We start from the raw sequence: 25,896 nt of genomic DNA, 5'->3' as shown, positions 1-25,896 counted from the left end.
ATGAGCCGTGACGCTCTGCAGTTGCTGCGTGAGTACCCGAACTGGACCCAGTCGTTCACCGGCCCGGTCCTGCAGCGCGGCGAGCGTTATGCCCGGGAAGAGCGGGTAAAGATCGAATACTGCAGCGGCGCGCTCATCGAAGCCAGCTGTCGTGGCAGCGAGGGCAGCACTTATCGGCAGAAGATCACCCTCACCGCCTTGGCTGGCCGCTGCCATGTACGCGGCCAGTGCAGTTGCCCCGTCGGGCACAACTGCAAGCATTGCGCCGCCGCGCTGTTGGTCCTGGGCGAACAACAGGCCACGGCGAGAAGTGACGGTGACGCACTACCGGCCAACCTGCAGCGCTGGCTGAAAGGTCTCGAACAGCCTGCGCAGGAGCCTGCCGAAACCCAAGACAAACGCGGGCGCATGGTTTGCTACCAACTCCTGCTCACCGACGAGCCCGGCTGCGCGTTGCGGGTACGCAAAGGCACACGCGAAGACCAGGGGCTGCGCTATAGCCGCGTGCAGTCACTCTACGATTTCCTTTACGAACCCCCGCGCTTCGTCAAGGAAGACGATATCCGCATCTTGCGCCTGCTTTCGGCACTCAATCAGGCCGGCAGCCAGGACCGCGGCTACCAGCTCAAAGGCCGGGAAGGCGGCGAGCTGTTCCAGCGCGCGCTGCATACCGGCCGCATGCTCTGTGACGAAAACAAGCCCCTGCTGCGCGAGGGCCCTACGCTTGCGGCCGAGTTCCGCTGGGTACGGCTGGACAATGGTCACTATCGGGGCATCTGGTACCACGGTGAAACGCCGCTGAACTGCGTGATTGCGTTGCTGCCACTTTACTATTTCGACTTCACCGGCAGCGTGGTGGGCAAGCTCGAGCACAGCCTCGATCCGCATATTGCCCTGCAACTGACCATCGCTCCTGACGTTCCGGAACATCTTGTCGTGCCCCTCAGCCACAAGCTCAACGCCTTGAACCACCAACTGCCTACGCCGACCACGCTGGACGAACAACTCATTGACGACCTGCAGCCCAGCCCGTGCCTGACCCTGGGCAGTCTCGAATTCAGCGCCTACATGCCCAAGACCGGCCGCATGCAACGGCAGATGCAACACCGTGCCGCGCTGGCCTTCGACTACGACGGCCTGCGCGCCAGCGGCAGCGACGACAAACCGCTGACCCGCCTGGTCGGCGACACCAGCCAGCGCATCCGCCGCCAACCCCAGGCCGAGCAGGCACTGCGCAAGATGCTGCGCGACCTCGGTTTCAAGGCCGCCACCCGGCAGAGCAAGGCACTGCCTGACAGCGCCGGCGAAATGCTCCAGCTGCCCGATGACGAAGCCTGGCTGCAGTTTGCCCGCGAGGGCCTGCCGCGCCTGCGCGAAGCCGGTTGGCACATCGATATCCACCGCGACTTCGCCTTCAACCTGCAGGAGGTGGACGACTGGTACGCCAGCATTGATGAAGCACCTGGCCATGAATGGTTCGACCTGGAGCTTGGCATCGTGGTCGATGGCCAGCGCCACAGCCTGTTGCCGATCGTGCTGCAACTGCTGCGCAGCAACCCGGAACTGCTGCGCCCCAGTGAACTGGCCCGGCGCAGCGATGACGAGCACCTGCTGCTCGACCTCAACCGCGGGCGCCTGGACGCCCCAGCCTTGCGCGTCGCCCTGCCCTACGGGCGGATCAAGGCGGTCATGGGCACCCTTGGCGAGCTGTACCTGCACGAAGATGCCACCGGCCCATCGCTGCGCCTGGACCGCGCCGACGCCGCGCGCCTGAACGAAATCGAAGGGCTGCCACTGCATTGGGAAGGCGGCGAGCATGTGCGCGATCTCGGCCGCCGCCTGCGCGATGCCCGCGACCTGCAGGTGCAACCACCGGCCGGCCTGCAAGCCAGCCTGCGCCCTTACCAGCAACAGGGCTTGAACTGGCTGCAGGCGCTGCGGGAAATGGGCACCGGCGGCATCCTGGGCGACGACATGGGGCTGGGCAAGACCTTGCAGGCGCTGGCACACCTGCTGCTGGAAAAGGCCTCCGGCCGCCTGCAAACACCGGCCTTGGCCGTCATGCCCACCAGCCTGATACCGAACTGGCTCGACGAAGCGCAACGCTTCGCCCCCGGCCTGCGGGTATTGGCCCTGCACGGGCCAGGGCGCAGCAAGCATTTCGCCAACCTGCACGCCTATGACCTGGTGCTGACCACCTATGCCCTGGCTCCCCGCGACCTCGAACACCTGCGCGCCCAGCGCTGGCACGTCCTGGTGCTGGACGAGGCGCAGAACATCAAGAGCAGCACCAGCAAGGCCGCCCTGGCCGTGTGCGAACTGCAGGCCGGGCAGCGCCTGTGCCTGACCGGCACGCCGATGGAGAACAACCTCGGCGAGCTGTGGTCGCTCTTCCACTTCCTCATGCCGGGCTGGCTGGGCGACCTGAAGCGCTTCAACCAGGACTACCGCACGCCGATCGAGCGCCACGGCGACAGCGAGCGCATGGCCCACCTGGCCAAGCGCATCCGCCCGTTCCTGCTGCGCCGTACCAAGGAGCAGGTGGCCACCGAGCTGCCGGCCAAGACCGAGATGGTGCACTGGGTCGAGCTCAGCGATGCCCAGCGTGACACCTACGAGGCGGTGCGAGTGGCCATGGACAAGAAGGTCCGCGACGAAATCGCCCGCAATGGTGCCGCACGCAGCCAGATCGTCATCCTCGACGCCCTGCTCAAGCTGCGCCAGGTATGTTGCGACCTGCGCCTGGTCAAGGGGGTGGAGAGCAAAGGCAACCAGGCTGACAAGGGCAAGCTGGGCGCGCTCCTGGAAATGCTCGACGAGCTGCTCAGCGAAGGGCGCCGGGTACTGCTGTTTTCACAGTTCACCTCGATGCTGGCGCTGATCGAGGAGGAGCTGCACAAGCGCAAGATCCGCTACAGCCTGCTGACTGGCGATACCCGCGACCGGCGCACGCCGGTGCAGCAATTCCAGCAGGGTGACAGCGAAGTGTTCCTGATCAGCCTCAAGGCGGGTGGCGTGGGATTGAACCTGACGGCGGCCGACACGGTGATCCACTTCGACCCCTGGTGGAACCCGGCCAGCGAAAACCAGGCCACCGACCGCGCCTACCGCATTGGCCAGGACAAGCCGGTGTTCGTGTTCAAGCTGATCACCCGGGGCACGGTGGAAGAGAAGATCCAGCTGTTGCAGCAGGAGAAAGCGGCACTGGCAGCGAGCCTGCTGGACGGCGGCCAGGCCGGGCAGTGGCGGCTGGGGGATGAGGAGATCGAGGCGCTGTTTGCGCCGCTGCCCGGGAAGCGCGGGCGATAGCCCAGATTCCTTCAGTGCCTGTACCTGCCTCTTCGCGGGCACGCCCGCTCCCACAGGTACGGCACCGCCCTTGAGGGCACGGATATTCCTGTGGGAGCGGGCGCGCCCGCGAAAAGGCCGGCGCGGTCAGTCGACCAGCTGCGCCTCCCGCAACGCCCCCAACGCCTCCAGCCACCGCGGCTGCTGGCGATAGTCGGTGCGCGCAAAGCCACGCCCGCGCATCCGCGCAATCCGCGGCGAGGGCTTGACCTTCATCCGTTGGGCCGCGCTCAGCGCCAGCTCTGCCGCCGCCCGGTCGTTGCACACCAGCCCCATGTCGCAGCCCGCAGTCAAGGCCGCCTCGATCCGGCTGGCCGCGTCGCCGACCACATGCGCACCGGCCATCGACAGGTCATCGCTGAAGATCACCCCGTCAAAGCCCAGCTCGCCACGCAGGATGTCCTGCAGCCAGCGCCGCGAGAAGCCGGCCGGCTGGTTGTCGACCTGCGGGTAAATGACATGCGCCGGCATCACTGCCGCCAGCTGCCCGCTCAAGCGGGTGAACGGTACCAGGTCGGCCTGCCGCAATTGCTCGAGGCTGCGCTCGTCGGTGGGGATCGCCACATGCGAATCCGCCTCGGCCCAGCCGTGGCCTGGGAAATGTTTGCCACAGGCCGCCATGCCCGCCGCATTCATGCCACGGATGAAGGCCCCGGCCAGTTGCGTCGCGCGCAGCGGGTCACCCTCGAAGGCGCGGCTGCCGACCACCGCGCTACGCTGGTGATCCAGGTCGAGCACCGGGGCAAAGCTGAGGTCCAGGCCAACCGCCAACACCTCGGTCGCCATCAGCCAGCCGCACTGTTCGGCCAGGTACTCGGCGTTATCGTTGTCGGCCAGCGCCCGCATGGCTGGCAGGCGCACGAAACCCTGGCGCAAGCGCTGCACACGGCCGCCTTCCTGGTCCACCGCCAGGATCAGGTCGGGGCGGATGGCACGAATCGAGGCGCACAGCTCACGCACCTGGCGCGGGCTGTCGATGTTACGGGCAAAGATGATCAGGCCGGCCACTTCAGGCTGGCGCAGCAGGTGACGGTCTTCGGCGGTCAGCCATTTACCGGCGATATCCACCATCAAGGAGCCTTGCAGGCTGACAGTCATGGGAAATCCTTCATTGGAGACTGAGAGAAGCCCACTGGGGGCAAGCGGCCTGCTCGATGCGCACCAGGCAATGGGCCGGCACGCGCTCGAACAGGCTGAGCAAATCGGTGTTGCGCAGGCGTATGCAGCCATGGGACAGCGCTACGCCCATGGGTTCCGTATCCGGGGTGCCGTGCAGGTAGATATGGCGGCGGAAGGTATCGACCGCACCAAGGCGATTGACCCCGCGCTCGCAACCGCTGAGCCAGAGGATGCGGGTGAGGATCCAGTCCCGGCCAGGGTACTGCGCCTGCAACGCCGGCGACCACAGCTCGCCGGTCCAGCGCCGCCCGGCCAGTACCGCATTCAACGGCAGGCCTGCGCCGATCTTCGCCCGCACCTGATGCAAGCCGCAAGGCGTGCAGCCCGAGCCGTTGCGCTCGCCGGCACCATTGCGCGCGGTGGAAACCGGCAGGCGCAGGCATAGCTGGCCACGGCTGAAACCGTACAGGCACTGGTCGGCAAGGGAAATGTGCAGCAGATCGAGGTCGGACATGGGCGCTAGCTTAGCCGAAGCGCCCTGCCCCGCCCAGCCTTCAGGCCTTGGCGGTGACGGTGGCGGTCTTGCTCCGCGGGCGTAGCTGGGCGGCAGCCATGGCCTCGTCGGTAACGCCACTATCGGCACGCATGCCGGCGGCCAGGAAGGGCACCATCAGGCGCATTACCTGCTCGATCGAGGTGTTGATGCCGAAGTCGGTTTCGGCGATCGCGCGCAGGGCCTTGATACCGGACATGCTGAAGGCTGCGGCACCCAGCATGAAGTGCACCCGCCAGAACAGCTCGAGCGGCGGGATACGCGGCGCGGCCTCGTTGACCAGCAGCATGTAGCGGCGGAACACCTTGCCGTACATGTCTTCCAGGTAGCGCCGCAGGTGGCCCTGGCTCTGGCTGAAGGCCAGGCCCAGCAGGCGCATGAAGATCGACAGGTCGTTGTTGCTGCGAGGCTGCACGGCCAGGGCCTGCTCCACCAGCATCTCCAGCAGCTCTTCGAGGCTGGGCTTGTGCTCCGGTTTTGCCTGGCGCCGCTCCAGCTCGCGCTCGAGGCTGGCGCAGAAGGGCCCGAGGAAGCGCGAGAATACCGCCTGGATCAGGGCCTTCTTGGAGCCGAAGTGATAGTTGACCGCCGCCAGGTTGACCCCGGCCTTGCTGGTAATCAGCCGCAACGAGGTTTCGGCGAACCCCCTTTCCGCGAACAGCTGCTCGGCAGCATCGAGAATGCGTTCAACGGTTTCCGATTGGGCCATGACTACTCCGACTACTCCGCCAGACAAACAGGTGTTTGAAACATACGTTTCAGCCCTGCTTCTGTCAAGGCTCGGTGACCGGTCGGTCGCCATTAAAAGGCGACGCGCTTCACGCTGCAAGCCTCAAAACAGCAGCGGCGCACGCCGGGGCCTGCAGCAGCGTTTCGCAGTTTCTTGCAACCGGCAGCTTGCAGCGCATCCAGTACTGTATATAATCCCAGGCACTGTACAAAAAGACAGAGCGCCCAACATGTTGAAACTGACGCCACGCCAAGCCGAAATTCTCGCGTTCATCAAGCGTTGCCTGGAAGACAACGGCTTCCCGCCAACCCGCGCCGAGATCGCTCAGGAGCTGGGCTTCAAGTCGCCCAACGCCGCCGAGGAACACCTCAAGGCCCTCGCCCGCAAGGGCGCGATCGAAATGACCCCGGGCGCCTCTCGCGGCATTCGCATCCCTGGCCTGGAAGCCAAGGCCGAAGAAAGCGGCCTGCCGATCATCGGCCGGGTCGCCGCCGGTGCGCCGATCCTTGCCGAACAGCACATCGAGCAATCCTGCAATATCAGCCCCGACTTTTTCCACCCCCAGGCCGACTACCTGTTACGCGTGCACGGCATGAGCATGAAGGACGTCGGTATCCTCGATGGCGACCTGCTGGCGGTGCATACCTGCCGCGAAGCACGCAACGGCCAGATCGTCGTGGCGCGTATCGGCGACGAAGTCACCGTCAAGCGTTTCAAGCGTGAAGGCAGCAAGGTCTGGTTGCTTGCCGAAAACCCCGAATTCGCCCCTATCGAAGTCGACCTGAAAGAACAGGAACTGGTGATCGAGGGTTTGAGCGTCGGCGTCATTCGCCGCTGATCCAGGAGGCGTCATGCAGCAGTTCATTCACGCACCCGAGCAAGCCCAGTTGCCATTGTTCGAAGCATTCCTCGCCCAGCCAGTCTTGCCAGGCCTGAAAACCACTGAACTGGCACGCAAGAGCAGCCAGCCCGAGCTGTTCAGCGAACTGTCGCTGCGCGGTGCTCCGGGGCACTGCCACAGCCTGCTGGCACCGGTACTGCGCGAGCTGAGCGAAGAGGACGAGGCCCGCTGGCTGACCTTGATCGCTCCGCCATCGAGCCTGACCCAGGCCTGGCTGCGCGACGCCGGGCTCAACCGTGAACGCATCCTGCTGCTGCACCCTCGCGGCAATCAAAGCCCGCTGCAACTGGCCTGCGAAGCGCTGCGCCTGGGCCGCAGCCACACCGTGGTCAGCTGGCTCGGCAATGTAAATGCCACGGTACGCCAGCAATTGCTGCGTGCCGCCAGCGTTGGAAACGCACAAAGCCTGAACATCCGCCTCGGCTGATGTTCAGGCTCTGCCTGTTACCGCGTGACACCGGGTGCTGCGCTGCCTGTCAGTGCAGCACGCGCGGCCCCTCGTCACGCTCGAGTTCGCCGTCTATCAGACGACCGGCCATTTGCACGCCCACACTGAGCATGGCCTTGGCCACTTCCACATGCTGACCCTGCAGGAACGCCTTGGCGTCTTCCGAAAAATCCAGGGTTACCAGAGAGCCCTCATCCTCGGCGCGACGCAGTTCGATGCGGCCATCAGGCAACTCGACAATTTCCAGAAACGACGTAGACATAAATGGCAGTTCTCCGCGAAAGGCCAGTATTGTACCAGCCGTAGCGGCTATCAGCACTCACTCAACGCATCACGGAAACGTCTTACAAGGCCCTTGAGGTTGCTGCGCCAGCTTTCCAGTTCTGCACGTGACAGCGCCGGATGCTCGGGCTCATCGAGATTGACGGCCTGAATCAGCGGCTGGGTAACGTCGGTTTTTGGCGTTTTCTTCGCGACCGGTGGTCGGAACAAATCGGCATAAGCACCTAGCATCTGTGCCAGCCAGGTTTCACGCTGGCGGGCCAGCTCCAGCAGCTCGGCCACCTCCGGGATGGCGATGCCGTTCAGGGCGTCGTCGGCCAGCGCTTGTTCGACCGTAGCAACGACAGGCAAGCGGTAGAAGCCACCAATCTCATGGCACAGCCCCAGCAGCGCGCCGTACAGGTGAAACAGCGCCGATTCACGCTCAGCCTGGACCAGGCCCTGGGCGTTCATCGCCTGGCTTTGTTCGGCCTTGGCCATGGACTCCAGGGCGAGGCCGGCGAAGAACAGTTTCTGGTTGGTGCGGGTGTAGAGTTCCTGGGCCATCTCGGTGCCCTCCCATAAGGCTGCAAGGCGGATAGCTGCATCATAAATGATTGGGGCCGCAAAGCGGCCCCAATCACGGCACTGACGAATCAGCGCTTGTCTTCAACCTTCCACGCATTGCCGTCGTAGAACGCCTTCCAGCCGGTCGGCTTGCCGTCGACTTCGGACTGCACGTACTGCTCCTTGGTCTTGCGGCTGTAGCGGATCACCGCAGGCCGACCGTCCGGGTCCTTCTGTGGCGCATCGCACAGGAAATGGTACTTCGGATCGATCTCGTGCTTGTGCGGCACGATCTCCAGTACCAGCGGCGCACGCGTCTCACGGTTCTTGGGGAACTGGCTGGCAGCCAGGAACAGCCCTGAAGCGCCATCACGCAGCACGTAGGTGTCGTCGACCTTCTCGCACTTGAGCTCTGGCATATCCACCTTGTCCATCTTCGGTGGCGCTGCCTCGCCGCTCTTGAGCAGCTTGCGGGTGTTCTTGCAGGCCGGGTTGGTGCAACCGAAGAACTTGCCGAAGCGGCCCGTCTTCAACTGCATCTCGCTGCCGCACTTGTCACACTCCAGGCTCGGCCCTTCGTAGCCCTTGATGCGATAGTTGCCTTCTTCGATCTCATAGCCAGCGCAATCCGGATTGTTACCGCAGATGTGCAGCTTGTGCTTCTCGTCCAGCAGGTAGGCATCCATCGCCGTGGCGCAGATCGGGCAGCGGTGCTTGCCCAGCAGCACACGGGATTCCGATTCGCCCTCGTCGTCAGCAGCAATCTCATCGCCCGGCACCAGGTTCACGGTAGCCTTGCAGCGCTCTTTCGGCGGCAGGCTGTAGCCCGAGCAGCCGAGGAACACGCCGGTCGAGGCAGTACGAATCATCATCGGGCGGCCACATTCCTTGCACGGAATGTTGGTCATGGTCGGCTGGTTGGCGCGCATGCCGTCTTCGCTGGACTCGGCAGTCTGCAGCTTCTTGCTGAAGTCGCCATAGAACTCGTCGAGCACGTTCTTCCAGTCACGCTCACCCTGGGCCACGTCGTCGAGGTTCTCTTCCATGTCGGCGGTAAAACCGTAGTCCATCAGGTTGGAGAAGCTCTCGGACAGGCGCTCGGTGACGATGTCGCCCATCTTTTCCGAGTAGAAGCGGCGGTTGTGCAGGGTCACATAGCCACGGTCCTGGATGGTCGAGATGATCGCCGCGTAGGTCGACGGACGGCCGATGCCGCGTTTCTCCATTTCCTTGACCAGGCTGGCTTCGGTGAAGCGCGCCGGTGGCTTGGTGAAATGCTGGCTCGGGTCGATCTGGATCAGCTTCAGCGCTTCACCCTGGACCATCTCCGGCAACACATCGTCTTCGCCCGGCTTGCTCTGCTGCGGCAGCACACGGGTGTAACCGTCGAACTTGAGGATACGGCCCTTGGCCCGCAGCTCGAAGTCGCCAGCAGCCACGGTGACGCTGGTGGACAGGTATTGCGCCGGCGGCATCTGGCAGGCCAGGAACTGACGCCAGATCAGCTCGTACAGGCGCTCGGCGTCACGCTCCATGCCACTGAGCTTGGTCGGGTGGGTGTTGACGTCGGAAGGACGAATCGCTTCGTGCGCCTCCTGGGCGCCCTCCTTGCTGCCATACACCAGCGGCGCATCCGGCAGGTACTGCTTGCCGAATTCACGCTCGATGTAGCTGCGTGCCATGTCCAGGGCGTCGGCCGACAGGTTGGTCGAGTCGGTACGCATGTAGGTGATGTAGCCGGCTTCGTACAAGCGCTGGGCCATCATCATGGTTTTCTTCACCCCGAAGCCCAGGCGGTTGCTGGCGGCTTGCTGCAAGGTGGAGGTGATGAACGGCGCCGACGGCTTGCTGCTGGTCGGGCGGTCTTCGCGCTTGACCACGCTGTAGCTGGAAGCCTTGAGCTTTTCCAGCGCAGCCATGGCCTGCGCTTCGTTCAGCGGCTTGAAGGCCTCGCCCTTTTCGCGCGCCACTTCGAAGCGCACCTTGGCGTTCTTGGCGGTGCCGAGGTCGGCGTGGATTTCCCAGTACTCTTCAGGGATGAACGCGCGGATTTCGCGCTCGCGCTCCACCACCAGCTTCACCGCCACCGACTGTACACGGCCGGCGGACAGGCCGCGGGCAATCTTGGCCCACAGCAGTGGCGAAACCATGTAGCCGACCACACGGTCGAGGAAGCGCCGCGCCTGCTGGGCATTGACCCGGTCGATATCCAGCTCGCCCGGCTGCGAGAAGGCATCCTGGATGGCCTTCTTGGTAATTTCGTTGAACACCACGCGCTTGTAGCGGCTGTCGTCGCCGCCGATGGCCTCGCGCAGGTGCCAGGCAATGGCTTCCCCTTCGCGGTCCAAGTCGGTTGCGAGATAGATGGTGTCGGCATCCTTGGCCAGGCGGCGCAGCTCTTCGATCACCTTTTCCTTGCCGGGCAGGATCTCGTACTTGGCCTTCCAGCCGTGGTCGGGGTCGACGCCCATGCGTGCGACCAGCTGGCGACGGGCCTTTTCCTTCGGCGACAGCGCCGGAGCCTCACCCGCGGCCTTGCCACGCTTGGCGGCCGGCTCTTTGCTGGCGCTGGCCGAACCGCTGGTGGGGAGGTCTCGGATATGGCCGATACTCGACTTCACCACGTACTGGTTGCCCAGGTACTTGTTGATGGTCTTGGCCTTGGCCGGGGATTCCACAATGACCAGCGATTTGCCCATGGATCGGAGTATTCCTGAATCTGAAGATAAAAAACGCGTCAGGTGCCAGACGCGGCACCGCTATATATAGTGGCAAAAGTGCGAGGTCAAGTTCGGACTATCACGCTTGCGACTTGCCCAGCAGCCCGGACACCCCCTCTTCGGCCTTGACCAAAGCAAAGCGTGGCACCTGCTCGCCGTCAACCTCGACGGACTCCTGGAACATCGAAAGTGGCCGTACCCAGAAGCTGTAATCACCATACAGGCATTGGTAGAAGACCATCCACTCTTCGCTTTCGGAGTGCCGTGCAACACTGAAGACACGGTACTCAGGCCCTTTGTAATGCCGGTATACGCCTGGTTGTATCTGCATGTTGCCCACCCTCTTGAAAAAACCTTGAAAAAAACAAAACCGGGGCACAAGGCCCCGGTCGCTGTCCACCAACGCGATCAGACGCGTTCGAAGACAGTGGTGATGCCTTGGCCGAGGCCGACACACATGGTCGCCACCCCCAGGGTACCGCCATTCTGCTTCATGACGTTGAGCAGGGTGCCGGAAATCCGTGCCCCGGAGCAACCGAACGGGTGGCCCAAGGCAATGGCGCCGCCGTGCAGGTTAACCTTCTCATCCATCTTGTCGAGCACTTTCAGATCTTTCAGCACTGGCAGGGCCTGCGCAGCGAAGGCTTCGTTGAGCTCGATGAAGTCGATGTCGGCCATGCTCAGGCCAGCACGCTTGAGGGCTTTCTGGGTCGATGGCACCGGGCCGTAGCCCATGATCGCCGGGTCGACACCGGCCACTGCCATGGCACGGATGACGGCCAACGGCTGGATGCCCAGGTCCATGGCGCGCTGGCCGGACATGACGATCATGCACGAGGCACCGTCGGTGATCTGCGACGAGGTACCGGCAGTGACGGTACCGCCCTTGGGGTTGAACGCCGGCTTGAGCGAGGCCAGGCCTTCGAGGGTGGTTTCCGGGCGAATGGTTTCGTCGAAGTCGAATACCTTCAGGAAGCCGTTCTCGTCATAGCCCTGCATCGGGATGATTTCGTCCTTGAACTTGCCTTCGACCGTGGCCTTGTGGGCCAGCTGGTGCGAACGCAGGCCGAACAGGTCCTGCTGCTCGCGGGTAATGCCATGCATCTTGCCGAGCATTTCCGCGGTCAGGCCCATCATCCCGGAGGCCTTGGCGGCGTGCAGGGACAGGTGCGGATTGGGATCCACGCCATGCATCATGCTGACGTGGCCCATGTGCTCCACGCCACCGACCACGAACACATCACCATTACCGGTCATGATGGCCTGGGCGGCAGTGTGCAGCGCACTCATCGACGAGCCGCACAGGCGGCTGACGGTCTGCGCTGCGGAGGTGTGCGGGATCTGGGTCATCAGCGAGGCCATGCGGGCGATGTTCCAGCCCTGCTCCAGGGTCTGGTTGACGCAGCCCCAGATCACGTCCTCGACCTCTTTCGGGTCGACCTTGTCGTTGCGTTCCAGCAGCTTGCTGATCAGGTGCGCCGACATGTCTTCGGCGCGGGTATTGCGGTGCATGCCACCCTTGGAGCGGCCCATTGGCGTGCGACCGAAGTCGACAATCACCACGTCTCTTGGATTCAGGCTCATATCAAATCTCTCGCTCTAGCTGGTTGACCGCTCAGTTGAAGAAGCGCTGGCCGTTCTTGGCCATTTCACGCAGCTTGGCGGTCGGGTGGTACAGCGGCCCCAGGTCGGCGTACTGATCGGCCAGGGCAACGAATTCGGCCACACCGATCGAGTCGATGTAGCGCAGCGCGCCACCGCGGAAGGGAGGGAAGCCAATGCCATAGACCAGGCCCATGTCGGCTTCGGCAGCGGTTTCGACGATGCCGTCCTCCAGGCAGCGCACAGTCTCCAGGCACAGCGGGATCATCATCCAGTTGATGATGTCTTCGTCGGTGACTTCACGCTGTTCGAAGACGATCGGCTTGAGCACGTCGAGCACGCTGGCGTCGGCGACCTTCTTCGGCTTGCCGCGCTTGTCGGTTTCGTAGGCGTAGAAGCCTTTGCCATTCTTCTGGCCCAGGCGGTTGGCCTCGTACAGGGCATCGACGGCCGAGCGACGCTCATCCTTCATGCGGTCCGGGAAGCCTTCGGCCATCACGTCGCGGCCGTGGTGGCCGGTGTCGATGCCGACCACGTCCATCAGGTACGCCGGGCCCATCGGCCAGCCGAACTTTTCCATGACCTTGTCGATACGCACGAAGTCGACGCCGGCACTGACCAGCTTGGCAAAACCGCCGAAGTACGGGAACAGCACGCGGTTGACCAGGAAGCCCGGGCAGTCGTTGACCACGATCGGGTTCTTGCCCATTTTCTTGGCGTAGGCCACGGTGGTGGCGACCGCCACGTCACTGGACTTCTCGCCACGGATGACTTCCACCAGCGGCATCATGTGCACCGGGTTGAAGAAGTGCATGCCGACGAAGTTTTCCGGGCGCTTGAGCGCCTTGGCCAGCAGGTTGATGGAAATGGTCGAGGTGTTCGAGGCGAGGATCGCATCGTCCTTCACCTGGCCTTCGACCTCGGCCAGCACGGCCTGCTTGACCTTCGGGTTCTCGACCACCGCCTCGACGACGATGTCGACATTGGCGAAATCGCCATAGGACAGGGTCGGGCGAATGGCGTTGAGCGCCTCGGCCATCTTGGCCGCGGTCAGGCGGCCCTTCTCGACGCGGTTGCCAAGCAGCTTGGCTGCCTCGTTCAGGCCCAGCTGGATGGCTTCTTCGCGGATGTCCTTCATCAGGATCGGGGTGCCCTTGACCGCCGACTGGTAGGCGATACCGCCGCCCATGATACCGGCGCCGAGCACGGCCGCCTGCTTCACGTCGCGGGCGATTTCGTCGTGGGCCTTGGCCTTGCGCTTGAGTTCCTGGTCGTTCAGGAACAGGCCGACCAGGCTTTCGGCAACCGAGGTCCTGGCCAGCTTGGCAAAGCCTGCCGCTTCCACTTCCAGGGCTTTGTCACGGCCGAAGTTGGCGGCCTTCTGGATGGTCTTGATGGCTTCGACCGGTGCCGGGTAGTTCGGGCCGGCCTGGCCAGCGACGAAGCCCTTGGCGGTCTCGAAGGCCATCATCTGCTCGATGGCGTTGAGCTTGAGCTTTTCCAGCTTGGGCTGGCGCTTGGCCTTGTAGTCCAGCTCACCGCTGATGGCGCGCTTGATCAGGTCGAGGGCACCGGCCATCAGCAGTTCAGGCGCAACCACGGCATCCACAGCCCCGACTTTCAGGGCGTCTTCGGCACGGTTTTCCTTGCCGGCGGCGATCCACTCGATGGCATTGTCCGGACCGATCAGGCGCGGCAGGCGCACGGTGCCGCCGAAGCCCGGGTAGATACCCAGCTTGACTTCCGGCAGGCCGATCTTGGCGCTGCTGGACATGACCCGGTAGTCGGCGGCCAGGCACATTTCCAGGCCACCGCCCAGGGCGATGCCGTTGATGGCGGCCACGGTCGGCACTTCGAGGTCTTCGAAGGCGTTGAAAATGCGGTTGGCTTCCAGGTTGCCGGCGACCAGTTCGGCCTCGGGCAGCTTGAAGTTGTCGACGAACTCGGTGATGTCGGCGCCGACGATGAACACGTCCTTGCCACTGCTGACGATCACGCCCTTGACCGAGGCGTCGGCCTGGATGGCATCGACGGCCTGGCGCAGCTCGTTCAGGGTAAGGCGGTTGAACTTGTTGACGGACTCACCCTTGAGGTCGAACTTGAGCTCGACGATGCCACTTTCAAGAGCCTTAACCGTGATGGCTTTACCTTCGTAAATCATCAACTGATCTCCACGATATGGAAGCTGAACGTACACGCCGATCGCTGCAGCAAAAGCAGGCCTAGCTGCCCTGCCCCAGGCACACCCGTCAGCGCGCTATTCGGAAGTATGGCTTGGCGCGCTGACATACAAACGCTCAATTCATACGCCCGTTTGATTTGGGTGTGCACACATTCTCCGAAAAGATCGGCGTTGTCAAATGCTCACGAGCCGGGTGAAAACGCGACTTTCCAGTCATTTTGTATCGCTCAGGTACAAAACATGATGACAGTGATCGCTGACCATTCATGTCAGCGATTGACCATAGGCGACGCTGAAGTGCGGTGTTTTTCCGCTTGCGCGACAATGCCTGGCGGCTACACTGCCACTTGCTTGATGAATACCCGGCCTGCCTGGCCTTTTCTGCGCGGCAGAACGCAAAGCGGCGACTTGGCACCCTATCCCTTCAGGGGTATGCCAAGCCGCCGCTTTGTCGTTACAGAGGTTGAAAAAGCGCCGCCTAGCCTTGTAGGAGCGGCCTTGTGTCGCGATGGGGCGCGCAGCGGCCCCGGTTTTTTTGCGTTACAGCTGAAATTGCCGGGGCCGCTCTGCGCCCCATCGCGACACAAGGCCGCTCCTGCAGGGCCCGTGCAAGACAGGCCTCAGGCCAGCGTTTCGAGGACGTAGGCAACATCCTGCAACACAGCCGTATCGCCTCGCTCGGTCCAGTACAGGGCAATCATCCGCGCATCGGCTTCGACCTTGTAGACGCTCGCGGGCAAGCGTGCCAAGGGCTCCATGAACCGTGGGTCTTCACAGGGCTCGCGCCACTGGTTCCACCACACCCCCGGGCTGATTTGCCAGAAGCTGAAGCTGTCCTCATGCCCGCGACGGCGCGCCCGATGGTATTGCGGGCACGGGCTTGGCGCTGGCCTTTCCAGCCAGTGCGGCCACTGCTGCGGCGCCAACTGCATGGCCAGGCCCATGCGCCGCGCCTCCAGGCGCAGCTTCATCTGCTCGCTCTGCTTGCGCGAGGTGCGCAACCAGGAAAGCGGGCTGAGAATCAGCGCAAGGATTGACACCACCAGCAATACCGTCATATCAGTAGTTCCCATAAAACGTTGCAAATGAGCCGGTTAGCCATTTTTCACGGAAGACCCGCCCGAAAGCGACCATACTTCTTCTATCGCGATTGTCAGGAGTTCCGCTCATGCAATACGAACATCTTCTGGTCGCCGTCGACCTGACCGAAGAATGCGACCCGGTGATCAAGCGCGCCATGGCGCTGGCGGCACCGTCAAATGCCAAGGTTTCACTGGTACATATCGTCGAGCCGATGGCCATGGCGTTCGGCGGCGACGTCCCCATGGACCTGTCGCAACTGCAACAGCAGCAGTTCGACCAGGCCAAGGAGCGCATGGAGCGGCTGTTCAACAAGTACCCAAACATCCACCGCGGCGACTCGCACCTGACCTATGGCCAGCCGCGCCAGGAAATCCACCAGCTGGCCAAGGACCAAAAGTGCGACCTGATCGTGGTCGGCAGCCACGGCCGCCATGGCCTGGCGTTGCTGCTGGGTTCCACGGCCAATGATGTGCTGCATGGCGCGCCGTGCGATGTGCTGGCGGTAAGGCTGCAGAAAAAAGAATGATTTGACCTGTACCGGCCCTTTTGCGGGCTTGCCCGCTCCCACAGGTCCTCCACAGATTTTCAGCTCTGTGCAGTCCCTGTGGGAGCGGGCAAGCCCGCGAAGGGGCCGGCCCAGGCTGACGCCGATCAGCCTTCCAGCTCGGCCCAGCGCTCGACCAGCACATCCAGCTCGGCCTGCAGCTTCTCGATCTTCGCCAGCACTGCCGAGGTTTCTGCAATCGGCCGCTGATAGAAGCCCGCCGCATTCACCTCTTCCTGAGCTTCGGCCATGCGCTGCTCCAGTTCGTCGATCTGCCCAGGCAGCATCTCCAGCTCGCGCTGCAGCTTGTAGCTGAGCTTCTTCTTCGAGGCATCGGCCGCCGCGGCAACCGGCGCCGGTGCAGGCTTGGCCTCGACCTTCTCGACCACCGCGCTGTTGAGCTCGGACTTGCCGCCCTTGCTCTCGGTCACGCCCAGCAGCTTCGGCGAACCACCCTGGCGGATCCAGTCCTCATAGCCCCCGACGTACTCGCGCACCTTGCCCTCACCCTCGAACACCAGGGTGCTGGTGACCACGTTGTCAAGGAAGGCCCGGTCGTGGCTGACCATCAGCACGGTACCCTTGTAGTTGGACAGCACCTCTTCGAGCAGCTCGAGGGTTTCCACGTCCAGGTCGTTGGTCGGTTCGTCCAGCACCAGCAGGTTGGCCGGCTTGCTGAACAACTTGGCCAGCAACAGCCGGGCACGTTCACCCCCGGACAGTGCCTTGACCGGCGTACGGGCACGCTGCGGGCTGAACAGGAAGTCGCCCAGGTAGCTCAGCACGTGGCGGTTCTGGCCATCGATCTCGATGAAGTCGCGGCCTTCGGCCAGGTTGTCGATCACCGTCTTTTCCAGGTCCAGCTGGTGGCGCATCTGGTCGAAGTAGGCCACTTCCAGCTTGGTCCCGCGCTCGACCTTGCCCGAGGTCGGCTGCAAGTCGCCGAGCATCAGCTTGAGCAAGGTGGTCTTGCCGGTACCGTTGGCCCCCAGCAGGCCGATGCGGTCCTCGCGCTGCAGGACCATGGAAAAATCCTTCACCAGCATCGGCCCGTCCGGGTGATGGAAGCTGACGTTCTCCAGCACCATCACCTGCTTGCCGGACTTTTCCGCCGCCTCGATCTGGATGTTGGCCTTGCCCTGGCGCTCGCGGCGTTCGCTGCGCTCCACACGCAGCGCCTTCAGCGCACGTACACGGCCTTCGTTGCGCGTACGGCGGGCCTTGATGCCCTGGCGGATCCATACCTCTTCCTGGGCCAGGCGCTTGTCGAACAGCGCGTTGGCGGTTTCCTCGGCGGCCAGCGCGGCCTCCTTGTGCACCAGGAAGCTGGCATAGTCGCCGTTCCAGTCGATCAGGCCGCCACGGTCCAGTTCGAGGATGCGGGTGGCCAGGTTCTGCAGGAAGGACCGGTCGTGGGTAATGAACAGCACCGCGCCGTTGAAGCCGCGCAGGGCCTCTTCGAGCCAGGCGATGGCACCGATGTCCAGGTGGTTGGTCGGCTCGTCGAGCAGCAGCAGGTCGGGTTCCGATACCAGCGCCTGGGCCAGCAGCACACGGCGGCGCCAGCCACCGGACAGCTCGGCCAGGGTCTTGTCGGCCGGCAGCTGCAGGCGGCTGAGGGTGCTTTCTACCACCTGCTGCAGGCGCCAGCCGTCACGGGCTTCCAGCTCGTGCTGCACGTGCATGAGTTTTTCCAGGTCTTCATCGCCCTGGATATTCAGGCTCAGGTGATGGAACTGCGCCAGCAACTCGCCGACGCCATCCAGGCCGGCGGCCACCACGTCGAATACCGTGCGCGCGTCGGCCACCGGCAGCTCCTGCGGCAGTTCGCCGATCTTCAGCCCCGGGGCACGCCAGATCTCGCCATCGTCGCCCTTCTGCTCGCCCTTGACCAGGCGCAGCATGCTCGACTTGCCGGTGCCGTTGCGGCCGATGATGCACACCCGCTCGCCACGAGCGATCTGCCAGGACACGTGGTCCAGCAGCGGCATGGCGCCGAATGCGAGGGACACATCGCTGAATTTGAGCAGGGTCATGTTGGTCTCCATAAATCGGGCGCGCATTCTACCTGACTTGGCCCCGGACGGCATCTGCCTGGCCGGCGGACCAGGGTTGGGCGACATCTGGTCGAACTTAATATCCCGATACAAGCACAGTGCTTTCACCCGCCGCCGGCAAACGGCTAAGCTAAGGCCATAGCTTCCAACAGTGCTGGCTCCGCCGTCACTTCCCCATGGTTCAACTGCCCGGACGTATCATGCGCAGCCGCCTGTTACACATTGCATCCTGCCTGCTGCTCACCGCCGCCACCGGCGCGGCGCAGGCCGCCGACCTTACCCTGCAACGCCAATACTATGACGAGGCCAAGCGCGCGCTGGCCAAGGGCGACAAGGGCCCGTACCTGCGCTATGCCCAGGCCCTCAGCGACTACCCGCTGACGCCCTACCTGGCCTACGACGAACTCACTGCGCGCCTGAAAAGCGCCAGCAACCAGGAAATCGAAGCCTTCCTCGCCAAGCATGGCGACCTGCCCCAGGCCAACTGGATGAAGCTGCGCTGGCTGCGCTGGCTGGCCGAACGCGGCGACTGGGATACCTTCGTCAAGTACTACGACCCCAAGCTCAACTTCACCGAGCTGGACTGCCTCAACGGCCAGTACCAGCTCAGCCATGGCCTGCGTGCCGAGGGCTACGCCACCGCCGACAAGCTATGGAACGTCGGCAAGTCGCAGCCGGCCACCTGCGACACGCTGTTCGCCATGTGGGCAGCCGAAGGCCAGCTGACCGAGGCCAAGCGCTGGCAACGCACCAAGCTGGCGGCCCAGGCGCGCAACTACAGCCTGGCCAACAACCTGGTCCAGACCCTGACCACCCTTGGCCCGCAAGGGCGCCTGCTGGTCGACGTGGCGCAAAAGCCCGAACTGCTCAATCAGCCGGCGCGCTTCACCCCGGCCAACGAAGCCATGTCCGACGTGGTCAGCCTCGGCCTGCGTCGCCTGGCCCGGCAAGACCCGGAACGGGCCATGGCGCTGCTCGACGACTACGCCCAGCGCATGCATTTTTCCCGCGACGAGAAGGTGGCGATCGCCCGTGAGATCGGCCTGACCCTGGCCCGTCGCTACGACCCGCGCGCACTCGACCTGATGACCCGCTACGACCCGGAGCTGCGCGATAACACCGTCAGCGAATGGCGCCTGCGCCTACTGCTGCGCCTGGGCCGCTGGGAGGACGCCTACGAGCTGACCAAGCGCTTGCCGCAGGACCTGGCCAGCAGCAGCCGCTGGAAGTACTGGCAAGCCCGCAGCCTGGAGCTGGCGCAGCCGAACAACCCGCAAGTGCCGTTGCTGTACAAGAACGTGGCGCGCGAGCGTGACTTCTACGGCTTCCTCGCCGCCGACCGGGCACAGACCCCTTACCAGCTGAACAACAAGCCGCTGGTGCTGAGCCCGCAACTGGTCAACAAGGTGCGCAACACCCCGGGCATCCGCCGCGCACTGGAGTTCCATGCCCGCGGCCAGATCGTCGAAGGGCGCCGCGAGTGGTACCACGTCAGCCGCCACTTCAACCGTGACGAAATGGTCGCCCAGGCGCGCCTGGGCTACGACCTGCGCTGGTACTTCCCGGCCATTCGTACCATTAGCCAGGCACAGTACTGGGACGACCTGGACATCCGCTTCCCGATGGCCCACCGCGACACCCTGGTGCGTGAAGCCAAGGTTCGCGGCCTGCACTCGAGCTGGGTATTCGCCATTACCCGCCAGGAGAGTGCCTTCATGGAGGATGCCCGCTCCCCGGTGGGCGCCAGCGGCCTGATGCAGCTGATGCCCTCCACCGCCAAGGAAACCGCGCGCAAGTTCAGTATTCCCCTGGCGTCGCCGGCACAGGTGCTCAACCCGGACAAGAATATCCAGCTCGGCGCCGCCTATCTGAGCCAGGTGCACAGCCAGTTCAACGGCAACCGGGTACTCGCTTCGGCGGCCTACAACGCCGGGCCAGGGCGCGTGCGGCAGTGGCTCAAAGGTGCCAAGCACCTGAGCTTCGATGTGTGGGTAGAGTCCATTCCGTTCGACGAAACCCGCCAGTATGTGCAGAACGTGCTGTCGTATTCGGTGATCTACGGGCAGAAGCTCAACTCGCCGCAGCCGTTGGTGGATTGGCATGAGCGCTACTTTGACGACATGTAAGGGGCGCTGAAACTGCACTGGCCTCTTGGTGGGCCACCCCGCCAAGAAGCCAGTGCAGGCAACCGGTCATTCCAGGATTTCGACTTCCATCCCGACTTCAAGCTGCCCACCGCCATCCACCGCCAGGTTCTGCCCGAACAACACATCCCCCTCCTTTTCGCGGAAGGTCCTGAGCGTGGCCATCGGCTCGCGGTCGGCACTGCGTTCGCCAGTCGCCGGGTCAATGGTGGTGAAGATGCAGCGCACACTGGGCTTGAGCACGCGGAACTCCAGGCTGCCGATGCGAATCCGCTTCCAGCCATCCTCGGCAAACGGCGCCGCGCCTTGCACCACCAGGTTGGGGCGAAAGCGCAGCATCTCCATCGGCCGGCCGATCCGCCGGTTGAGTTCGTCCAGCGAGCCCTGGCCGATCAGCAACAACGGAAAACCGTCCGGAAACGCCGCCCGGTCACTGTTCAAGCCATAGCCATTGGGCAGGTAGCGCGCGCGCTGTTCGGGGCAATGCACCAGGCGTACGGGCTTGCCCAACAGCTCGCTCAGCCAGGCCGCCGCCGCATCACCGGCATCCGGCACGCGCAAGGTATCGCGCCAGATGGTCACGCCCCGCAGTGCGTCATCGGCCGCTGGCACCGACACCCGCAACGCAGCCTGCCCCGGCGCCTGCAGCAGCAACTGGCCGCTGTCGTCTTCGCTGGCGCGGAGCTGGCCAAGCTGCGGCCAGGCACGTTGAGTGAGGAAGCGTCCGTTCTCCTCCTCCACCACCATCCAGCGCCGATCACCCTGCAACCCCAACAATCCCACCGCTGAAGCCTGCAGGCGTTGCGCCTGCCCCGACTTCACCGGGTACCGATACAGCTCACTGAGAAACATCCCTGCCGCCTCGCGTCATGCAAAACGCCAAGCTTATACCCGACAGGGGCCTGGATCACGCAGTAGCGGCATCCAGCAACAGGCGTTGCTTGACCACATCGACAAGGCGATCAGGCTGGAACTTGGACAGGAAGTTGTCGCAGCCGACTTTTTTCACCATCGACTCGTTGAAGCTGCCCGACAGCGAGGTATGCAGCACCACGTAAAGCTGGCGCAAACGGGCATCACCACGAATCTCGGTGGTCAGCCGGTAGCCGTCCATTTCCGGCATCTCGGCGTCGGTAAACACCATCAGCAGCTTTTTGCAGACATCCTCGCCGGCATCGGCCCAGCCCTTGAGCAGGCGCAACGCCTTCAGCCCGTCACTGGCCACGTGCAGTTTCACCCCCAGCTGCGACAGGGTGTCGCGCAACTGTGCCAGGGCCACGCTGGAGTCATCCACCAGCAGCACCTCGCGGCCACGCGCCCGCGCCAGCACCGGGTCAGCGAGCTTGTCGCCGGAAACCCGGGCGTTGTACGGCACGATCTCGGCCAGCACCTTCTCCACGTCGATCACTTCGACCAGCTTGTCATCCACCTTGGTGATGGCGGTCAGGTAATGCTGGCGCCCGGCGCTGGTCGGCGGCGGCATGATCGCTTCCCAGTTCATGTTGACGATGCGGTCTACGCCGCCCACCAGGAAGGCCTGCACCGAACGGTTGTACTCAGTCACGATGATGGTGCTGTCAGGCCCCGGCTGCAGCGGGCGCATGCCGATCGCCTGGGACAGGTCGATCACTGGCAGGGTCTGGCCACGCAAGTTGACCACCCCGCAGACGAAGGCGTGGCGCTGGGGCATCAGGGTCAGCTTGGGCAACTGGAGCACTTCCTGGACCTTGAACACGTTGATCGCGAACAGCTGGCGACCAGCCAGGCGAAACATCAGGATTTCCAGGCGGTTCTCACCCACCAGTTGCGTGCGTTGGTCTACCGTGTCGAGAATGCCAGCCATTGGAAAACCCCCAGGCTTGAGTCGAAAAAATTGAGATCATCCACCTTGTATCGGCGGCTTCGCGCCCAGCTTGACCCTTGCCGGAAAAAGCGCCGAAACAATTGATATCACTTTAACATCATGCTTTACTGCGGGTACCGCCGAGCAAATCGACAGCACGGCAAAAAGTTCCCTACCTGAGGCACGGATCAGGGAAACCCTTAGCGGCAATCGGGTGCAACCTGATGTTCGCGCTATCCTTTAGCCATTAATGTGACGCCATTCTCATTGCATGAATGGAGTCAGGCTTTTGCTAGCTATCGTATCGGCGTGCCCGTCCTCTGCGCCTGCCTTACGCGCGGGGGCATCATGAAGGACAGTGCCTTATCGTTCGACGATGCGCTGCAGCGGTTTCTACTGGACGCTCAGGTACAGCTGACCCAGGCGCAGGAGTGCCTGCAGCATCTGGAACTGATCGAAAACGACCCGGATGCCTGCCGCTGCCTGGACAACGCGCTCGATAACCTCGCCCGCCAGGCTACGCACCTGGGCCTGCGCGAAGTCGCCCATTACACCACTGCCCTGCAACAGTTGCTCGCCCCGGCCTGCCACGACGGCTGCCTGCAGCGCGAAGCACTGCCGGCCGTGGAGGCATGCCTGACCCTGCTCGCCTGGCAGCTGGAGCTGGTCGACCCCCTGACAGGCCGGCTTAACCTGGACATCGGCGAGCAACTGGTGCTGCTGGGCGAACTGGCCAAGGTCGTGCAGCAACCCTTGGCCCGAACCTGCACTTCTTGTGACGAACAAGGCAGCGTGTGCATCCACCCGCATGGTGAAGCGGCAGACGGCACACAACCCGGCCAATCGCCTACCACCTATTGACCCGGCACGACGTGCGACTGGCCTCGTTGATTGAAGCCCACCATGGTCGAGCCTGGAAGGTGCCCGAAGTTGCCGGAGCAAGGTCGGGTCATTGCCGCACAAGTTACCTATCACGCGCCTCGACAGGTGGCACTTTGCTGGCCGGCAGGGCGCAACCGGCCGGCGTTTCAAAGCGCTACCCAGCCGCGACCGCGGCAGTACGAAGTGGTAATATGCGCCCCCACAAACGCTTGCAACCTAGTGAAAGGTTGGAAGCTCATGTGTTCGAAAACACATCGAAAGAACTGCGCCCAAGCTTCTGACCAGCATTGTGCAAGGCCCTTCATCAGCAATACTTCAGTGGCTTCCCTACCTATGCTTCCACGCTTGAAGACTTCTTTGCGCTGCCACTCCCGCGCTGCCCTGCTGCGCTGGGCAACGGTCGGGCTGTGCGTGGCGTCGCTGGTCGCCAACCTGGTGCTGTACCTGGGCAACCAGGCGATCCCGACCAGCCTGCTGCTGCTACAGCTGGCCGCCACCCTGGGCACTGCCGTGCAACTGGGCCTGAGCGCAAGGTCGATCAGCCTGCGCCCGGCGGAACTGGCCGAGCGCATGCTCAAGGTCCAGGAAGACGAACGCCAGCACCTGGGTCGCGAACTGCACGACGACATCGGCCAGTTGCTCACCGCCGCCAAGCTGCAGTTGCAATGGCTGCAAAAACGCATGCCTGACGAGCTGCAGGGCCACTGCGAGGCCCTGCGCAGCACGCTGGATGACACCTTGGGCAACGTGCGTAACGTGTCGGCCCTGCTCAACCCGCGGCAGCTCGCCAGCCTTGGCCTGGAAGCCAGCCTGCGTGCGCACCTGGTGCGCACCCTGGCCAACAGCGACGTGCACTGGAGCCTGGCCTGCAACCAGCGCCTGGGTGGCATTGACGAGGCGGTGACCATGGCAGTGTTCCGTATTACCCAGGAAGCCGTGACCAACATGCTGCGCCATGCCCAGGCACGCAACCTGGTCATCGGCCTGCAACGCACCCCCGCAGGGCTGGCGCTGTCGATCCGCGATGACGGCCGTGGCTTCGTGCCGGCGAGAAACCCGGCCGAGGCAGGCCAACGCGGCCTGGCCGGCATGCTGGAGCGGGTCACCGCGCTGCAGGGCAGCCTCGACATCACCAGCCAGCCCGGCCAGGGCACGCACATCGAGGCGGTGTTCCCGTGGCCGCCGCGCACTCAGCAACGCGCCAGGAATAGCGACACCCATGACCTGTAGACTGCTGTTGGTAGACGACCATTCGCTGATCCGCGCCGGAGTGCGCGCCCTGGTCTGCGACATCCCCGGTTATGACGTTATCGGCGAAGCCGACGATGGCAGCCAGTTGCTGGAACGGGTGCGCATGCTGGCGCCGGATATCGTCTTGCTGGACATCTCCATGCGCTCGACCAGCGGCCTGGATGCGCTTACCCAGCTACGCGCCAGTGGCAACAACTGCAAGGTGCTGATCCTGTCGATGCACACCGACCCGGACCTGATCATGCGCGCCCTGGAAAGCGGCGCCCACGGCTACCTGCTCAAGGACACCAGCGCCACCGAGCTGGAGCAGGCCCTGGCCGCAGTGCGCAACGGCGAACGCTACCTCAGCCCGGCCATCGCCCACACGGTCATCAACCAGGCGCTGCAGCACACCAGGCAGGGCAAGCAAGCCACGGGCGAGCGCCACAGCCTCACCGCGCGGCAGCTGGAGATCCTGCGCCTGATCGTGCGTGGCAAATCGACCCGGGAAATCGCCAGCGGCCTGGGCCTGTCGATCAAGACGGTGGAAACCCACCGTTCGCAAATCATGAAACGCCTGCAGATCCATGACGTGGCTGGCCTGGTGCTGTTCGCTGTGCGCGAGAAAATCATCAGCCTGGACGACTGAGCAACGGCGACCCGGTTGGCAGGTGCAGGCGCAGTGCCGCAGCCCTGGCCTGGAAGCGCAGTTTGTCGGCCTGCAACGGCTCGCCATCGAGGTTGATGTCCAGCCCCTGTGAGCACTTGATCTCGACCCAGGGCAACCTGGCCCGGACAAACAGGCCGTCTCCGGCCAACAGGTCACGCAAGGTCCCGACCACTTCCTGGGGCGCCGGCAGGATGGCAATGTCGAGCAAGCCGTCGTTGACCACCGCCTCGGGGCACAGCACCTGCCCGCCCCCGGCCTGGCGGCCATTGCCGATACCCAGCGCCAGCAAGTCCCCTTGCCAGTGAAAACCTGGCCCCTGCAAGGCCACCGAAGCGGCCTGCAGTTCGCTGAAGCGCGATAACCCGGTGAACAGGTAGGCGGCAGCGCCCAGTACTTTCTTCAGGTCTTCGGAGGTGTTGGCCGTAACCTGGCTGCCAAAACCGCCTGTGGCCATGTTGAGGAACAACTGCTCGCCGGCCTGCCCCAGGTCTATCGGCTGTGCAGGAACGTTGAGCAAGGCCAACGCCGTGGCGGCCTCCAGGGGGATGCCGGCGGCCTTGGCAAAGTCGTTGGCCGTGCCCAGCGGCAGCAATGCCAGGCTGGCCTCGGTACCCGCCAGCCCCATGGCCTCGGCGACATCGCGCAGCGTGCCGTCCCCACCCCCTGCAACGATATGGCTGTAGCCGGCGGCCAGCGCTTCGGTAACCAGGCGCTGGGCGTCACCGGCCTCCCAGGTAACCCGCACATCCAGCACCCAGCCGCTGTCGCGCAGGCCGTGCACGGCGCTGCGCACCTCTTCGTTCATCGCCTGCTTGCCGTGCAGGATCAGCATTGCCTTGCGCCCTTGCATGTGCGCGCCTCCTAGAATGGATCAACCCAGATCTCGACCCTCGCCAGCCCCGGATCGTTGCATGCCGCTGGGCAATTGATCGGCTCAACCGGTGTTTTTTCACAGCATCGCACAGGCCCGGCTATGCTTGGCTGATGCATCGACAAGTTTTTGACCCGAGCA

22 protein-coding genes are annotated in these 25,896 nt (G+C 63.8%); 8 read left to right on the top strand and 14 right to left on the bottom strand.

The window, feature by feature from the left end; all coding sequences use genetic code 11:
* On the top strand, positions 1-3,309 hold the full coding sequence (locus ACJA3S_RS08420) for an SNF2-related protein (RefSeq protein WP_406821469.1): 3,309 nt from the start codon (positions 1-3) through the stop codon (positions 3,307-3,309).
* Positions 3,310-3,435: 126 nt separating this feature from the next.
* Here ACJA3S_RS08420 and nagZ read toward each other — a convergent pair whose 3' ends face one another.
* Genes nagZ through ACJA3S_RS08405 form a run of 3 tightly spaced genes read right to left on the bottom strand, consistent with a single transcriptional unit; the run spans position 3,436 to position 5,729 of the window.
* Positions 3,436-4,434 (bottom strand): beta-N-acetylhexosaminidase, encoded by a 999-nt coding sequence (gene nagZ / locus ACJA3S_RS08415; protein ID WP_406822222.1) that lies wholly within the window; start codon positions 4,432-4,434, stop codon positions 3,436-3,438.
* A gap of 22 nt (positions 4,435-4,456) precedes the next feature.
* Positions 4,457-4,981 carry a L,D-transpeptidase family protein gene (locus ACJA3S_RS08410; protein ID WP_406821468.1) on the bottom strand — a complete coding sequence of 175 codons (525 nt, stop codon included), beginning with the start codon at positions 4,979-4,981 and terminating at the stop codon, positions 4,457-4,459.
* Between the two features lie 40 nt (positions 4,982-5,021).
* Positions 5,022-5,729, bottom strand: coding sequence for a TetR/AcrR family transcriptional regulator (locus ACJA3S_RS08405; RefSeq protein ID WP_406821467.1), 708 nt, complete (start codon positions 5,727-5,729; stop codon positions 5,022-5,024).
* A 250-nt stretch (positions 5,730-5,979) separates the two neighbouring features.
* Between ACJA3S_RS08405 and lexA the strand changes: the two genes are divergently transcribed.
* Positions 5,980-6,588, top strand: a complete 609-nt coding sequence (gene lexA / locus ACJA3S_RS08400) for a transcriptional repressor LexA (RefSeq protein WP_406821466.1) — start codon at positions 5,980-5,982, stop codon at positions 6,586-6,588.
* A 13-nt stretch (positions 6,589-6,601) separates the two neighbouring features.
* On the top strand, positions 6,602-7,078 hold the full coding sequence (gene sulA, locus ACJA3S_RS08395; protein ID WP_406821465.1) for an SOS-induced cell division inhibitor SulA: 477 nt from the start codon (positions 6,602-6,604) through the stop codon (positions 7,076-7,078).
* A 49-nt stretch (positions 7,079-7,127) separates the two neighbouring features.
* On the opposite strand, the gene ACJA3S_RS08390 is transcribed toward sulA, so the two are convergent.
* The 7 genes from ACJA3S_RS08390 to ACJA3S_RS08360 form a co-directional block, all read right to left on the bottom strand.
* Positions 7,128-7,361, bottom strand: a complete 234-nt coding sequence (locus ACJA3S_RS08390) for a hypothetical protein (RefSeq protein ID WP_133970879.1) — start codon at positions 7,359-7,361, stop codon at positions 7,128-7,130.
* Positions 7,362-7,411: 50 nt separating this feature from the next.
* The gene (locus ACJA3S_RS08385; RefSeq protein WP_031324481.1) at positions 7,412-7,927 is read right to left on the bottom strand and encodes a DUF6586 family protein; all 516 of its coding nucleotides are present in this window, start codon (positions 7,925-7,927) and stop codon (positions 7,412-7,414) included.
* 89 nt (positions 7,928-8,016) lie between these two features.
* Complete coding sequence (gene topA / locus ACJA3S_RS08380; RefSeq protein WP_289130125.1) at positions 8,017-10,626, bottom strand: type I DNA topoisomerase; 2,610 nt, start codon at positions 10,624-10,626, stop codon at positions 8,017-8,019.
* 100 nt (positions 10,627-10,726) lie between these two features.
* A complete protein-coding gene (locus ACJA3S_RS08375; protein ID WP_406821464.1) occupies positions 10,727-10,978 on the bottom strand; it encodes a DUF1653 domain-containing protein in 252 nt (83 codons plus the stop codon).
* 77 nt (positions 10,979-11,055) lie between these two features.
* Positions 11,056-12,231 carry an acetyl-CoA C-acyltransferase FadA gene (gene fadA / locus ACJA3S_RS08370; protein WP_200626909.1) on the bottom strand — a complete coding sequence of 392 codons (1,176 nt, stop codon included), beginning with the start codon at positions 12,229-12,231 and terminating at the stop codon, positions 11,056-11,058.
* Positions 12,232-12,262: 31 nt separating this feature from the next.
* A complete protein-coding gene (gene fadB, locus ACJA3S_RS08365) occupies positions 12,263-14,410 on the bottom strand; it encodes a fatty acid oxidation complex subunit alpha FadB (protein ID WP_406821463.1) in 2,148 nt (715 codons plus the stop codon).
* A gap of 641 nt (positions 14,411-15,051) precedes the next feature.
* Positions 15,052-15,489: a hypothetical protein gene (locus ACJA3S_RS08360; protein ID WP_170029089.1), complete on the bottom strand. Its 438-nt coding sequence runs from the start codon at positions 15,487-15,489 to the stop codon at positions 15,052-15,054.
* A 110-nt stretch (positions 15,490-15,599) separates the two neighbouring features.
* On the opposite strand from ACJA3S_RS08360, the gene ACJA3S_RS08355 reads away from it, so the two are divergent.
* Positions 15,600-16,040: a universal stress protein gene (locus ACJA3S_RS08355; protein WP_406821462.1), complete on the top strand. Its 441-nt coding sequence runs from the start codon at positions 15,600-15,602 to the stop codon at positions 16,038-16,040.
* Between the two features lie 125 nt (positions 16,041-16,165).
* Here the strand turns inward: ACJA3S_RS08355 and ACJA3S_RS08350 are convergent, their stop codons facing one another.
* The gene (locus tag ACJA3S_RS08350) at positions 16,166-18,094 is read right to left on the bottom strand and encodes an ATP-binding cassette domain-containing protein (RefSeq protein ID WP_406821461.1); all 1,929 of its coding nucleotides are present in this window, start codon (positions 18,092-18,094) and stop codon (positions 16,166-16,168) included.
* Between the two features lie 221 nt (positions 18,095-18,315).
* Here ACJA3S_RS08350 and ACJA3S_RS08345 point away from each other — a divergent pair, with 221 nt between their 5' ends.
* Positions 18,316-20,241, top strand: a complete 1,926-nt coding sequence (locus ACJA3S_RS08345; protein WP_406821460.1) for a transglycosylase SLT domain-containing protein — start codon at positions 18,316-18,318, stop codon at positions 20,239-20,241.
* Positions 20,242-20,307: 66 nt separating this feature from the next.
* Here the strand turns inward: ACJA3S_RS08345 and ACJA3S_RS08340 are convergent, their stop codons facing one another.
* Positions 20,308-21,111, bottom strand: a complete 804-nt coding sequence (locus ACJA3S_RS08340) for an MOSC domain-containing protein (protein ID WP_406821459.1) — start codon at positions 21,109-21,111, stop codon at positions 20,308-20,310.
* A gap of 55 nt (positions 21,112-21,166) precedes the next feature.
* Positions 21,167-22,102, bottom strand: a complete 936-nt coding sequence (locus ACJA3S_RS08335) for a chemotaxis protein CheV (RefSeq protein WP_170029084.1) — start codon at positions 22,100-22,102, stop codon at positions 21,167-21,169.
* A gap of 348 nt (positions 22,103-22,450) precedes the next feature.
* Between ACJA3S_RS08335 and ACJA3S_RS08330 the strand changes: the two genes are divergently transcribed.
* From ACJA3S_RS08330 to ACJA3S_RS08320, 3 genes are all read left to right on the top strand, one after another.
* Positions 22,451-22,963, top strand: coding sequence for a histidine kinase (locus ACJA3S_RS08330; RefSeq protein WP_406821458.1), 513 nt, complete (start codon positions 22,451-22,453; stop codon positions 22,961-22,963).
* 354 nt (positions 22,964-23,317) lie between these two features.
* Complete coding sequence (locus tag ACJA3S_RS08325; protein ID WP_406821457.1) at positions 23,318-24,214, top strand: sensor histidine kinase; 897 nt, start codon at positions 23,318-23,320, stop codon at positions 24,212-24,214.
* Entirely contained in the window at positions 24,204-24,863 is a 660-nt protein-coding gene (locus ACJA3S_RS08320) for a response regulator transcription factor (RefSeq protein WP_170029081.1), read from the top strand. The genes ACJA3S_RS08325 and ACJA3S_RS08320 overlap by 11 nt, the downstream gene beginning before the upstream one ends.
* Here the strand turns inward: ACJA3S_RS08320 and yegS are convergent.
* The gene (gene yegS, locus ACJA3S_RS08315; protein WP_406821456.1) at positions 24,847-25,734 is read right to left on the bottom strand and encodes a lipid kinase YegS; all 888 of its coding nucleotides are present in this window, start codon (positions 25,732-25,734) and stop codon (positions 24,847-24,849) included. The genes ACJA3S_RS08320 and yegS overlap by 17 nt on opposite strands.
* Positions 25,735-25,896: the final 162 nt, after the last annotated feature.

Source organism: Pseudomonas sp. KnCO4, assembly GCF_045344305.1.
GTDB lineage: Bacteria > Pseudomonadota > Gammaproteobacteria > Pseudomonadales > Pseudomonadaceae > Aquipseudomonas > Aquipseudomonas anuradhapurensis.
This window is presented reverse-complemented; position numbering and strand designations above follow the sequence as displayed.